This window comes from Nocardia sp. NPDC102475 (assembly GCF_055584605.1).
In genome coordinates, this window is the sequence record NZ_JBVJLS010000021.1 from 63,019 (window position 1) to 76,312 (window position 13,294).

Annotated in this window: 13 protein-coding genes; 9 read left to right on the plus strand and 4 right to left on the minus strand. The window is 66.1% G+C overall.

Features of this window, described 5'->3' with window-relative positions; translation table 11 throughout:
- Positions 1–6: 6 nt before the first annotated feature.
- On the minus strand, positions 7–942 hold the full coding sequence (locus ACZ60G_RS31990) for an NADP-dependent oxidoreductase (RefSeq protein ID WP_465814889.1): 936 nt from the start codon (positions 940–942) through the stop codon (positions 7–9).
- Positions 943–1,175: 233 nt separating this feature from the next.
- Here ACZ60G_RS31990 and clpB point away from each other — a divergent pair, with 233 nt between their 5' ends.
- From clpB to ACZ60G_RS32025, 7 genes are all read left to right on the plus strand, one after another.
- The gene (gene clpB, locus ACZ60G_RS31995; protein ID WP_465814891.1) at positions 1,176–3,734 is read left to right on the plus strand and encodes an ATP-dependent chaperone ClpB; all 2,559 of its coding nucleotides are present in this window, start codon (positions 1,176–1,178) and stop codon (positions 3,732–3,734) included.
- Positions 3,735–4,076: 342 nt separating this feature from the next.
- Positions 4,077–4,910, plus strand: coding sequence for a DUF5666 domain-containing protein (locus ACZ60G_RS32000; RefSeq protein WP_465814893.1), 834 nt, complete (start codon positions 4,077–4,079; stop codon positions 4,908–4,910).
- Positions 4,911–4,966: 56 nt separating this feature from the next.
- Positions 4,967–6,100, plus strand: a complete 1,134-nt coding sequence (locus ACZ60G_RS32005) for a hypothetical protein (RefSeq protein WP_465814895.1) — start codon at positions 4,967–4,969, stop codon at positions 6,098–6,100.
- A gap of 37 nt (positions 6,101–6,137) precedes the next feature.
- Complete coding sequence (locus tag ACZ60G_RS32010) at positions 6,138–6,944, plus strand: SDR family NAD(P)-dependent oxidoreductase (protein WP_465814897.1); 807 nt, start codon at positions 6,138–6,140, stop codon at positions 6,942–6,944.
- A 5-nt stretch (positions 6,945–6,949) separates the two neighbouring features.
- Positions 6,950–7,516, plus strand: coding sequence for an orotate phosphoribosyltransferase (gene pyrE, locus ACZ60G_RS32015; RefSeq protein WP_063044806.1), 567 nt, complete (start codon positions 6,950–6,952; stop codon positions 7,514–7,516).
- Positions 7,517–7,662: 146 nt separating this feature from the next.
- Positions 7,663–8,721, plus strand: coding sequence for a beta-ketoacyl-ACP synthase 3 (locus tag ACZ60G_RS32020; protein WP_465814899.1), 1,059 nt, complete (start codon positions 7,663–7,665; stop codon positions 8,719–8,721).
- 2 nt (positions 8,722–8,723) lie between these two features.
- Positions 8,724–9,413, plus strand: a complete 690-nt coding sequence (locus tag ACZ60G_RS32025; RefSeq protein WP_465814900.1) for a lysoplasmalogenase — start codon at positions 8,724–8,726, stop codon at positions 9,411–9,413.
- A gap of 59 nt (positions 9,414–9,472) precedes the next feature.
- On the opposite strand, the gene ACZ60G_RS32030 is transcribed toward ACZ60G_RS32025, so the two are convergent.
- The 3 genes from ACZ60G_RS32030 to ACZ60G_RS32040 all read right to left on the minus strand — a co-directional run bounded on the left by ACZ60G_RS32030 (position 9,473) and on the right by ACZ60G_RS32040 (position 12,069).
- Entirely contained in the window at positions 9,473–9,925 is a 453-nt protein-coding gene (locus ACZ60G_RS32030) for a DUF3592 domain-containing protein (protein ID WP_040696927.1), read from the minus strand.
- Positions 9,926–10,054: 129 nt separating this feature from the next.
- The gene (locus ACZ60G_RS32035) at positions 10,055–10,708 is read right to left on the minus strand and encodes a LuxR C-terminal-related transcriptional regulator (RefSeq protein ID WP_465814902.1); all 654 of its coding nucleotides are present in this window, start codon (positions 10,706–10,708) and stop codon (positions 10,055–10,057) included.
- A complete protein-coding gene (locus ACZ60G_RS32040) occupies positions 10,705–12,069 on the minus strand; it encodes a sensor histidine kinase (protein ID WP_465814904.1) in 1,365 nt (454 codons plus the stop codon). The genes ACZ60G_RS32035 and ACZ60G_RS32040 overlap by 4 nt, the downstream gene beginning before the upstream one ends.
- 95 nt (positions 12,070–12,164) lie before the next feature.
- Between ACZ60G_RS32040 and ACZ60G_RS32045 the strand changes: the two genes are divergently transcribed.
- Together ACZ60G_RS32045 and ACZ60G_RS32050 are read left to right on the plus strand one after the other, a co-directional pair.
- Complete coding sequence (locus ACZ60G_RS32045) at positions 12,165–12,503, plus strand: hypothetical protein (RefSeq protein ID WP_063044812.1); 339 nt, start codon at positions 12,165–12,167, stop codon at positions 12,501–12,503.
- Positions 12,504–12,541: 38 nt separating this feature from the next.
- A complete protein-coding gene (locus ACZ60G_RS32050; protein WP_387286528.1) occupies positions 12,542–13,222 on the plus strand; it encodes a TrmH family RNA methyltransferase in 681 nt (226 codons plus the stop codon).
- Positions 13,223–13,294: the final 72 nt, after the last annotated feature.

Here is a 13,294-nt window from a genome sequence, read left to right on the forward strand (position 1 = left end):
CTCGGCTCAGATGGCTAGCACGGTTTTGCCCCGCGCCCCCGTCGCGCCGAGGACCGAGGGGCCCTGGTCCAGCGGGACGGTCGCGTCGATCGGCACGACCACATCGCCTGCGGCGACCCGATCGAGCAGGCGGGTCAGTTCCGGTCCGCGCCCGGAGGATTCGATATTTCCGCCTTTGATGCCGCGATCGCGCAGTGCGTCCGGATCGGCGGACCAGATGGTGGAGTAGACGGTGCCGCCGTCGCGGACCAGCGCGGTCAGTTCGGCCAGCACCTCGGGTGGACTCACCAGATCGAACAGTGCGTCGACGCCGTCGGGATGCGCGGCGGCGACCTGTTCGGCGACCGGATCCCGGGTGTAATCGATGGTCTCGGCAGCACCGAGCCTGGTCATCTGATCGGCGACCGCCCCGCGCGCCGTCGCGATGACATGCGCTCCGGCGATATTCGCCAGTTGCACCAGGAAGGAGCCGACGCCGCCGGTGGCGCCGACGATCAATACCTTCTGGTCCGGTTCGATCTTGGTGGCGTCCACGATGTCCTGCGCCGTGATGCCCGCGGTCGGCAGGGCGGCCGCCGCGACGGTCGGCACCCGGTCCGGGATCGGGACCAGGATGGCGTCCTCGGGCAGTACCGTGTACTCCGCGAAGCTGCCGTGGCCCGCGGGCGGGACCAGGAATTTGCCGACGACGCGGTCACCGACGCCGAATTTGGTGACGCCGGGGCCGACCGAGGCCACCGTGCCCGCACCGTCGACGCCGAGGATCATCGGGAAATCGTGCGGCAGCTTGCCATCCAGAATGCCGCCTGCCATCTTCTCGTCGGAGGGGTTGACACCGGCCGCCTCGACCTGGATTCTGACCGCACCCGCGCCGGGTTCGGGGGTCGGCATTTCGGCCAGTTCGGGTGTTGCTCCGAAGCTTCGTACCACGATCGCGCGCATCATTCGCTCCTCGAGTCGGGCTGGATTTGATGCATCAACCAACGGCCAAGGCCATCGTAGGCATCGCGGTGTCCTAGACCCGGCGATTGATGCCATTCGGCAGTGTCGCGGCGTAGCGTTCGAATCGAGTCTGTTCCGTGTCGAGCGGTCCGCTCGAGAAATCGAAGTTGAGTGGAACAGACTCAACCTTTCGGACGTTGGATAGTGCGAATCGACTAGTAGGAAGGTGACTTGTGGACTCGTTCAATCCCACCACCAAGACCCAGGCGGCCCTGACCGCCGCCCTGCAGGCCGCCTCGGCCGCGGGCAATCCGGAGATTCGTCCGGCGCACTTGCTGGTGGCGTTGCTGGACCAAACCGATGGCATCGCTGCTCCGTTGCTCAAGGCCGTCGCGGTAGATCCGGCGACCATTCGACGCGAGGCGCAGGACATCGTGGACAAATTGCCGCGAGCGACCGGTGCGACCACCGCGCCCCAACTCGGCCGCGAGGCACTGGCCGCGATCACCGCCGCCCAGCGCCTGGCCACCGAACTCGGCGACGAATACGTCTCCACCGAACACGTCATGGTCGGCCTGGCCGAGGGCGATTCGGATGTGACCATGCTGCTGAAGAAGTACGGCGCGACCGCCGACGCGCTGCGCGACGCATTCACCACTGTGCGCGGCAGTGCGCGCGTCACCAGTGCCGATCCGGAGGGCAGTTACCAAGCGCTGGAGAAGTATTCGACCGATCTCACCGCCGCCGCCCGCGCGGGCAAGCTCGACCCGGTCATCGGGCGCGATACCGAAATTCGCCGTGTCGTACAGGTTTTGAGCCGTCGCACCAAGAACAACCCGGTGCTGATCGGTGAACCAGGCGTCGGCAAGACCGCGATCGTCGAGGGCCTTGCCCAGCGCATCGTGGCCGGTGACGTGCCGGAATCGTTGCGCGGCAAGTCCGTCGTCTCGCTCGATCTGGCCGCGATGGTGGCCGGCGCGAAGTACCGCGGTGAATTCGAGGAGCGGCTCAAGGCCGTACTCGAAGAGATCAAAAGCAGTGCGGGACAGATCATCACGTTCATCGACGAGCTGCACACCATTGTCGGCGCGGGCGCGACCGGCGAATCGGCGATGGATGCGGGAAATATGATCAAGCCGATGCTCGCCCGCGGTGAGCTGCGCTTGGTCGGGGCCACCACGCTGGAGGAATACCGCAAGTTCATCGAGAAGGATGCCGCCCTGGAGCGCCGCTTCCAGCAGGTGCTGGTCGGTGAGCCGTCGGTGGAGGACACCATCGGCATCCTGCGCGGCATCAAGGATCGCTACGAGGTGCACCACGGTGTGCGCATCACCGACTCCGCGCTGGTCGCCGCCGCCACGCTCAGCGACCGCTACATCACCTCCCGGTTCCTACCGGATAAGGCGATCGACCTGGTCGACGAGTCGGCGTCGCGGCTGCGCATGGAAATCGACTCGCGCCCAGTGGAAATCGACGAGGTCGAGCGTGCGGTGCGCAGGCTGGAGATCGAAGAGGTCGCGCTGGAGAAGGAGACCGACGCGGCATCCAAGCAGCGCCTGGACAAGTTGCGCCAGGAACTCGCCGACGACCGCGAGAAGCTCAACCAGCTGATGACCCGCTGGCAGAACGAGAAGAGCGCCATCGACCAGGTGCGCGTCCTCAAGGAGGAATTGGAATCCCTGCGCGGTGAATCCGAACGCGCCGAGCGCGACGGTGATCTGGGCAAGGCCGCGGAACTGCGCTACGGGCGCATTCCGGCGCTGGAGAAGCAGTTCGCCGAGGCCGAAAAGGCTTCCGCGACAGCCGCTGACGGCGAAGTGATGCTCAAGGAGGAGGTCGGCCCCGACGATATCGCCGAGGTGGTCTCGTCCTGGACCGGTGTTCCGGTCGGCCGGATGATGGAGGGCGAAACCCAGAAGCTGCTGCGGATGGAGCAGGAGCTGGGCAAGCGCGTGGTCGGCCAGACCGAGGCGGTGCAGGCGGTTTCCGATGCGGTGCGCCGGGCGCGCGCCGGTGTCGCGGATCCGAACCGGCCGACGGGTTCGTTCATGTTCGTCGGCCCGACCGGTGTCGGTAAGACCGAGCTGGCAAAGGCGTTGGCGGACTTCCTGTTCGACGACGAACGCGCCATGGTCCGCATCGATATGAGCGAGTACAGCGAGAAGCACTCGGTCGCTCGGCTCGTCGGCGCCCCGCCCGGCTATGTCGGTTACGACCAGGGCGGTCAGCTGACCGAGGCGGTCCGGCGTCGGCCCTACACCGTCGTGCTCTTCGACGAGATCGAGAAGGCGCATCCGGATGTCTTCGACATCCTGCTCGCCGTACTCGACGAGGGTCGCCTGACCGACGGCCAGGGCCGCACGGTCGACTTCCGCAACACCATCCTCATCCTGACCTCGAATCTGGGTGCGGGTGGCGATCCGGAGTTCGTCATGAACGCGGTGCGCTCGGCCTTCAAACCGGAATTCCTGAACCGCCTCGACGATGTGGTCATGTTCCACAGCCTCGATGAGGAACAGCTGGAATCCATCGTCGATATCCAGCTCGACCAGCTGCAGAAGCGGCTGTCGCAGCGCAGGCTGAAGCTGGACGTCAGCGATTCGGCCCGGTTCTGGCTCGCCGTGCGCGGCTACGATCCGGTCTACGGTGCCCGCCCGCTGCGCAGGCTGATCCAGCAGGCCATCGGCGACACTCTCGCCAAGGAGCTGCTCGCTGGTGAGGTCACCGACGGCGACACCGTCGCGGTCAACGTGAGCCCGAACGGCGAAAGTCTCATCGTCGGACGGGGCTGACCGAGTGGCCCAGCTTGCGATCAACCCGCAGCTGGGCGTCCCCGGTGAACCCGACGGAGCGAGTCTTACGAGCGAGGAGTTCGCGGCCCGTCTCGCGTCCGAGCCGCCAAAGCACAGGCGCGGCATCCGGCAGGCGTGCACCAGGTGCGGAACGCCCCGCCCCGTCAACCACGACGGAGCGAGTCTTACGAGCGAGGAGTTCGCGGCCCGTCTCGCGTCCGAGTCGTCGAAGCGCATGCGACGAAGTCGCGAGTCTCGACGGCTCGGACGCGAGACACCAGGGGGCCGCGAACACGCCGCGCCGAAGGCGCGGCCAAAGACACAGAGCCTACGCTGGAGGCCATGAGTAATCCCAACGATCCCTGGGCACAGCGACCGGAGGATGCGCCGACGGAACATATCGGTCCGTCGGGTAAGTCGGGATTTCAGCCTTCGTCGCCTACGACGGAATACACCGAGGCGTTCGGCCACGGCGATGCGACCTCGGTCTATCCGTCGACCGAACAATACGAGCCGTGGGGGCCGCCGCCGGTCAATGCCACCAAGGAGTTCCCGCCGTACGAGAGCCAGGTCCAGTGGGGCGGGCAGGAAAGTGGCGCGTGGCAGGAGCCGACCCAGGTCGGTGCATACGGCCAGCCCGGCGCGCAGTATCCGCCCGGCCCACCGGGTGGACCCCTACCCCCGGATCAGCAACCGCCGCGCAAGCGCAATACCGGCCTGTGGATCGCCCTCGGAGTCGGGGTGCTTCTGCTGATCGGCGCGGTCAGCGTGCTCGCGGGTGTGCTGATGGGCGGTAAGGACACTTCGTCGAGTTCCGCCGCGAGCACCTCGGCCTTCCCGACCGCGGGCCGATCCCCCGGTACCGCGCCCTCGGGCGGTCCGTCGTCCACCCAGGTCCTGCCGAGCATTCCGGGACTCGGCGGCATCGATAACCTAGGCGCGACCATGGGCACCATCAAAGCCAATGCCGGTGGCCAATTGACCCTCGACACCCTCGGCGGATCCGCCGTGACGGTGCGCACCACCGACAAGACCCAGGTGATCTCGTTGACCGGGTCCAAGGCATCCGATCTTCCGGTCGGCGACATGGTCGTGGTGCAGGGCGATAAGGCCGCGGACGGTTCGATCGACGCGAAGATCATCATCAGTACCGCACTGCCCGGGGGCACGCGGTGAAATATCAGCGGGCAGTGATGCGCAATAGCCCTGTCGGCTCTATAGGGTAGGCGACGATGACGGCAATGTGGTTCGGGTTGGCGGCGATCGCGCTCGTTGGTGCGATCGTGCTGCTGTATTTCGATCGGGTCCAGCGACAGCGGACCGGTCATGCGCGCCAGGTGTGGGCGAAGGCGCAGGGCTATACGTATGTGTCGGTGGAACCGGCGCTGGCGTCCACCTGGCGCCGCGGTGCGTTGGCCAAGCTCGGCTACCTGTCCGCGGTGGATGTGGTGTCCGGCATCCGCAAGGGCGAGAAATTCGTCCTCTTCGATCTGGAAGACGCGGCGACACTGGTCGCGGTGCGCAGGCAGATCGGCTCCGATATCGATGTGGATATGCGGCTCAAGACCGCGTCCCCGCCGAAGGACGCCGATCTGGAACTGCTCGGCGCGATCGGCGATCGGGTGGTGTTCGCGACCAATCCGGAAATCGCCAGGCACGCCGTCGACCAGCGCATGGTCGCCTTCATCGAATCGCTGCCCGATAGCGTGCAGATGCTGTGGAGTGAGGGCAACTGGACCCTCGGCATGCTGAATGTCGGGACGGTGGCCAAGGATTGGGAGACCGCCATCGATGCGGTGCTTCGCCTGTCCGGTCTGCTGCATGTGCTGCCGCCGGTCAGCGATGTGCGCGGGGTGGATTCCGGTGGGCACGATCCGGGACGGCCGCATCCGCGCAAGCGGGCGGATGACCGAGAAGATGCGGACAGTCCGGTGGCCGCGCGGGTCGCGTCGGCGGATCTGCGCAAGGGCGAGGATTTCGACGACGACTACGAGGCTTCCGCCTACGACGAATCGTCTTATGACGAAGACGATTTCGACCGGCCGAAGTACCGCGAGTACTCCGACGACGACTATTACGACGACGAACCGGTCGCCGAACCGGTGACCCCCGAGCCGCCCCGCCGCCCCAGTCTTGCCGTCGTCCCCGACTCCCGCTCGCGGGCCCGCGACGAGCGCTGGGCAGCGGAACCGGAGGACGACTGGTCGCCGGAAGACCGCTCGGCCCAGCGCAAACCCGCCAAGCCCGAGCCCGTCCGGTCCGACCCCGATGCGGACGATTGGGAGTCGGCAGAGCACACACCGGAACCGCCCGGCGGTCCGTTCCACCCGGGATTCCGCCCGTATCAGGGACCTGTGCCGCAGTGAGCGGGCATGACGCCCTCCCGACACCGATTGTGCTGCGATGACTGACAGTCCTGTGCGCCTGCCGGGTGCCACCCGCCCCGTCGCGCTGATCACCGGACCGACCTCCGGCATCGGGCACGGATTCGCCGTGCGTTTGGCCGCACTCGGCTACGACTTGGTGCTCGTCGCCCGCGACGCCGACCGGCTGAACGCACTCGCCGCGGAATTCGAGCGGAAATTCGCGACCCGTTCGGAGGTGCTCGTCGCCGATCTGGCCAAGGCCGACGATCGGGATCGGGTGCTGGCCCGCGCCGCCGACGGCATCGAATTCCTGGTCAACAATGCCGGATTCGGTCAATCGGGGGAGTTCTGGACGCAGCCGCCCGCCGAGGTGCAAGCCCAACTCGATGTCAATGTCACCGCGGTGGTACAACTCACCAGGGCCGCGCTGCCGTCGATGATCGCGGCCGCGAAGGGTTCCATCGTCAATGTGGCCAGCGTCGCGGGTCTGATCCCCGGACGCGGCTCGACCTATTCGGCTTCCAAGGCCTACGTCGTATCCTTCACGGAAGGGCTGGCGGGTGGACTGGCTGGAACGGGAGTCCGGGTCCAGGCCCTGTGCCCCGGATTCGTGCACACCGAATTCCACGAGCGGGCCGGTATCGAGATGTCCTCGCTGCCGAAAAGGCTGTGGTTGAGCGTCGACCAGGTGGTCGCCGGTTCGCTACGTGATCTGGAGAAGGACCGGGTGCTCAGCGTGCCCGGTGTGCAGTACAAAGTGCTAACCACCGCCGCCGGGATGATCCCGCGAGCCCTGGCGGCCCGACTGAATCGCGGCATGTTCAACGCACGCGGAAGGACTTGACAGACATGATCGACCAGGCGAACAAGGCCACCGTTTCGACGGACGACCGAGATAGATTGGCCGCATTGGTGCGCGAGCTCGCTGTCGTGCACGGCCGCGTCACGCTGTCCTCTGGCAAAGAGGCCGACTACTACGTCGACCTGCGCCGCGCCACCCTGCACCACGGTGCCGGACCGCTCATCGGCAAGCTGCTGCGCGAACTCGTGGCGGACTGGGATTTCGAGGCCGTCGGCGGGCTCACCATGGGCGCGGATCCGGTCGCACTGGCCGTCATGCACGCACCCGGCCGTCCGATCGACGCCTTCGTGGTGCGTAAAGCCGCCAAGACACACGGCATGCAGCGCCAGATCGAGGGCCCGGACATCGTCGGCAAGCGGGTGCTCGTCGTCGAGGACACCACGACCACCGGAAATTCGCCGCTGACCGCCGTGCGCGCACTGCGCGAGGCGGGCGCGACCGTCGTCGGTGTCGCGACCGTGGTGGACCGGGAGACCGGTGCCGATCAGGTGATCGCGGCCGAGGGCCTGGAGTACCGGTCCATCCTGGGATTGAAGGATCTGGCCCTCGGTTAAGCTGCGAATGCGGTCCTGGGTCGCAATCGCTGGTGGTCGGCGCTTCGCCTTGCGCTGAAACGCCGACAGCGGTGCGACTCGATAAAAGGACGTATACGTCGAGCGCGTCGATGCGTTCGAGACAGTGAAGGGTCGTGGAGTTACCTGTGGTGAGCATTGCAGTCAATAAGAGCCGTGCGAATGTCGCGATGCTCGGCATCGGTGCTTACCGTCCGAAACGCCTGGTCAGCAATGAAGAGGTGTGCGAGGTTCTCGACTCGACCCCGGAGTGGATCTATGAGCGCACCGGTGTGCGCAACCGCCGGTGGATCAGCGGTGACGAAACGCTGCAGTCGATATCGGCGGCCGCCGGTGAGCGGGCGATCGTCAACAGCGGCATCGACCGGTCCAAGATCGGTGCGCTGATCCTGGCCACCTCGAGCTGGTTGACGCTGACCCCGCACGGCGCCCCCAAGGTCGCCAACGACCTGGGGATGAACGGGATCGCGGCCTTCGATCTGACCTCCGGCTGCGGCGGTTTCGGCTACGGCCTCGGCGTCGCCGCCGACCTGATTCGTTCCGGATCGGCCGAATACGTGCTGCTCATCGGTGCCGAGACGATGACGGTCGGACTCGATCCGACCGATCGCGGCACCGCGATGATCTTCGGCGACGGTGCGGGTGCGGTGGTGGTCGGCCCGAGCGAGGAGAACGGCATCTCCCCGACGGTGTGGGGCAGCGACGGCGAGAATGCCTCGGCGATCGAGCAGGACGTCAACTTCCTCGAATACATGGAGAAGGCACAGCGGCTGCAGGGCACCGATCCGGCCGTCGAGCCCATCGGCCGGATGTCGCTGCGGATGGAGGGTCCGCGGGTATTCCGTTGGGCGGCGGTCACTTTGCCGCGCGCGCTGGCCTCGGCGCTCGAGGTCTCCGGTGTCTCCAAGGAAGATATCGAGGTCTTCATTCCGCATCAGGCCAATGCCCGCATCAACGAGCTGATGAAGAAGAACCTCGGGCTTGCCGATGACATCCCGGTGGCCAATGACATCGAGAACACCGGCAATACCTCCGCCGCCTCCATCCCGCTGGCGATGGAGGAAATGCTGGTGACCGGTAAGGCCAAGGGCGGCCAGGTGGCGCTGCTGCTCGGCTTCGGTGCGGGTCTGAGCTATGCGGGCCAGGTTGTCACACTGCCGCCCGCCCCGAAAGAGCCGAGCTTTTGATTGTGCGACCGTTGCGAGCCGCATTTCTAGCGGCAGCGGCGGCGACCGTGTACGGCGCGGTCACCGGCCGTGAGAAGGTGCAGTGGGTGGCGAAGCCGCTGCTGATGCCGCTGTTGGCGGCGGATGTGGCGACCGACCAGGCGGTGTTGGAGCCGGTTGATCGGACGGTTCTGCTGGGTTCCCTCGGTGCCGCGACCATCGGTGATGTGCTGCTGATCGAGCCGGACAATGATCGGCGGCTGATCGCGGGGGCGTCGTCGTTCGCGGTGATGCAGACCGGATATTCGGTGCTGTGGTGGCGGCGCGGTGGGCGGCCGCGTCCGGAGATCGCCGTGCCACGGGTGTTGGCCTGGCTCGGTGCCGCGCTGCTGATGCGGGGCAAGGCGCCGACCGTCGCGGCTCCGCTGACCGCCTATGGTGCGACGCTGGGCAGTGCTGCGGTGCTCGCCTCCGATCCCGGATTGGCTCCGGGTGCGAAAAATGTTGCCGGACTGAATATTCCGAGTGCCGATCCGCGTAGTCGGCTCGGCCTGGGTGCATTGCTGTTCACGGTTTCCGATGGGTTGATCGTGCTGCGCCGGCTGTTCGCGCGGAGCGAGCGTTCCCGGCGGGTCACCGAGGGTGTCATCCTGGCTACCTACGCGGCCGCGCAATATCTGCTCGCCGACCCGCGAGCGCACGCGCGGGACTGACCTTTCGCCCGTCGATTCGGAAATGCGAGATCGGCCTGGCCCGCGCGGGCGGTCGAAAGCTATTGCCCCAGAACGAGAATGATCCGATCGCGATTTTGCGGATCGACCCGGATGGAGATGGTCTCGCCGACCGCGAGCCGCGGCTTATCGGCCGGGGTGACATCGAAAACAATGGTGCCACGGTAACTTTCGGATCCCGGCACAACGAGCTCCAGATCGAATTCGGTCAGTTCGGTGTGATGATCGGTGCGCTGCAGTGTGTGCGCGCCCTCGATGGTGGCCCACCCCTCCAGCCCGTGCCGCCACAACTGCCGATCCGCGCGCGATGGCCGAGCCGCCAATAGCATTCCGACGCCCACGCATGATCCGAACAGCCCGACCAGCGCGACGATCTGAAATGGCTCGGTCCCCGGCGGCGTATGCGGTAGTAGCCAGCCAAGCCAGAATCCGAGCACGATCAAATACCCGGTGGTCACCCCGAGCACTGTGCGGAGAACGCGTGCGTGATCCATGCCAGCCTCCACCCGACTGCCCTGCACCTCCAGAATAGGACCGCCCACCCCACCGTGAACCCGCCTTGACCACAACCGTGACCTGCTCGTCCCTGCCACACCCACCCCCCATTCTACGGATGAGCCGGTTCAGCCCTTCAGGCGCAGGACCGCGAGGACTCGGCGGTGGTGGGTGTCCGACGGCGGCAGATCCAGTTTGGTGAAGATATTGCCGATGTGCTTTTCGACCGCGCGCTCAGTGACCGTGAGTGCGGTTGCGATCGCGATGTTCGACAGTCCCTGTGCCATCAGTTCGAGGACCTCGCGCTCGCGGGGTGTGAGGCGGGCGAGCGAATCCTGTTGGCGTGCGGCACCCATCAACTGACTCACCACCTCCGGGTCGAGTGCGGTGCCGCCGGTGGCGACGCGGTCCAGGGCGTCGACGAAGTCGCGGACGTCGGCCACCCGATCCTTGAGCAGATAGCCGACACCGTTCGCGCCACCGGCGAGAAGTTCGGTGGCATAGCGGGTTTCGATCCACTGCGAGAACACCAGCACGCCGGTGAGCGGATATTTGCGGCGCAACTCGATTGCCGCGAGCAGCCCCTCGTCGGTGAAGGTCGGCGGCATCCGCACATCCACCACGGCCACGTCGGGGTTGTAGGTGCCGACCACATCGCTCAAGGTGGTGGCGTCGCCGACGATGGCGACCACCTCGTGGCCGCGCTCGGTCAGCAGTCCCGCCAGCCCGTCGCGCAGGATCGCATTGTCCTCGGCGATGACCACCCGCAACGGCGTACTCATCGTGGCCCGGCCGTCGGCAGCAGGATGGTCACCACGGTCGGTCCGCCGGTCGGACTCTGCACGGTCAGCGTGCCGTCCACCGCACGCGCCCGCGCGGCCAATCCGGAAAGTCCGCTGCCCGCAGCATGTTCCCCGTCCATCGGCTGCAGTACACCACCGATTCCGTTGTCGCGCACGGAGACCGCGATGGTGTGCGCATCGGTCGGCACGACCGACACCCACGCACTGGTGGCATTAGCATGTTTGACCACATTGGTGAGTAGTTCGGCAACCGAGAAGTAGGCGATCGCCTCGATCGCGGGATTCGGCCGCTGCGGCAGATGGACTCGCAGCTCCACCGGAACGGCACACCGCGAAGCCAGTGTTTCCAGTGCCGGCTCGAGCCCCAATTCGAGTGCGGGCGGATGGATTCCGCGCACCAGTTCACGCAATTCGGTCAGCGCCTCCTTGGCATTGGCGTGTGCGTCGGCGATCAGGTCGCGAGCGTCACCGCCGAGGGATATCCGCTCCTCGGCCCGGCCAAGGGCCATGGCAATGGTGACCAAGCGCGCTTGCGTGCCGTCGTGCAGATCGCGCTCGACCCGGCGCAGCGTCGCCGCCGAATCCTCGACTGCCGCACGCCGACTCGCACGCAACTCGACCAATTGCCGGTCCCGCGCCGTCGCCGACAGCAAGGCGGTGGTGAGCAGTCCGTGCACCCAGCACACCGCGCGCAGCAGCCACGGCAGTGCGAAGCAGCAGATGATGCCGACCGCGGACATCAGCAAAACCCTTGGCCAAGTGTCGATATAGAAGGATCCGAACTGGGCCAGCGAATGGTGCTCGACGCCGTTGTCGTCGATATTCGTCGGGTTGAACAGCACCCAGGGGATGGGCGAGAGCGCGGTGAATACCGTCACGGCCACCACGATCAGCACGAGATAGCCGCCGACCACACCGAGTACGGCCTGCGCGAACAGGAACAGAATGGCCCGCCAACTCGCGCGATCGGTGAACGCGCTCTTCAGAAATCCGAAAAAGCCCGGCTGCGAAACATACGGTGGCGGCGCGTCGACCGGCGTATCCAGCAGATCTCTGGCCAGCGCGCGATACACCTTCGCCCAGAGCCGCGCGCCCAGAATCACCAGTGCCAGGATCGGGATGCCGATCAGGAAAATCGAGGCATATAAACCGCCGCCGAAACCGAAGAACAGATAGCAGACGGCAAGCATGCCTATGACGAAAACCGTGAATACATAGACGAGTTGCTTCCAGGTCCGGGCCTGGATCGGCGCGCGCAGCACCGCGCGCAGCACCTCTCGCGCGTCCGGACCGGTCTTGCCGGTCGGCGCGTCGAGTACGAGGGTTTGTGTCTCGGTCATGGACTCCATGGTTGTCGCGGGCACGGCGGCATTCGATCGAGCTGACCGCCGAATCGGAGGTGTGGCCAGCCACACCACGAACTACCATCCTGCGCATGAACTATCCGCCGCCACCGCAGTACGGCTCGCCGTACGGCTACCCAGCCTATGGCCCGCCGCAGGATCATCCGCAGGCCATCACGATCATGATCCTCGGCATTCTCGGCCTGCTGCTGTGCCAGTTCCTCGGCCCGGTCGCGTGGGTGATGGGTAAGAAGGCGCTCAACGAGATCGATGCGTCCGGCGGCGCCATCGGTGGTCGCGGCAGCGTCCAGGCCGGATATATCTGCGGCATGATCGCCTCGATACTGCTGATCCTGACCATTCTGTTCGTCATCCTGATGGTGGTCCTCGCCGCTGTCGGCGTCCTCGGCTCCTCGTCCTCGACGTACTGAATCGTGTCGGCGGGGCGGCCGGAATTAGCATCGTCGGGGTGAACCACCCCGCGCCGGATACGGCCGAGCAGCCAGGACCCACCGAATGGGGCGAGCACCCGCACGGTGTCGGACCATGGGCGCAAGAGCACGGGGAAGCCCCGCCGGAGGATCCCCACTACGATCCGGAGCTGCTTGCCGGCGGTGACCGCCGCAATGTCGTCGATGCCTACCGCTACTGGAAGCGCGAGGCGATCATCGCCGATATCGACCGCCGCAGGCATCCGTTCCATGTCGCCATCGAGAACTTCGGCCACGATGCGAATATCGGCACGGTGGTGCGCACCGCCAACGCTTTCGCCGCGGCCGCCGTGCACATCGTCGGCAGGCGGCGCTGGAATCGCCGCGGCGCCATGGTCACCGACCGCTATCAGCACATCGAACATCACACCGATATCGGCGAGCTACTCGCCTTCGCCGAGCGGGAAAACCTGACCGTGGTCGCCGTGGACAATGTGCCCGGCTCGGTTCCGCTGGAAACCGTCGAGTTGCCGCGCCGCTGCCTGCTGCTGTTCGGGCAGGAAGGGCCGGGTGTCACCGAACATGCCAAGGGTGCGGCCGCACTGACGGTTTCGATTGCGCAGTTCGGTTCGACCCGCAGTATCAATGCCGGAGTCGCGGCCGGCATCGCAATGCACGCATGGATCCGGCAACATGCCGATTTGACGTCAGCTTGGTAACGAAAAGATCGGTATTAAACGGGTCGAAGCTGGCACCATTGACCCATGACCTCGCGGAGTCCGGAAACCGGG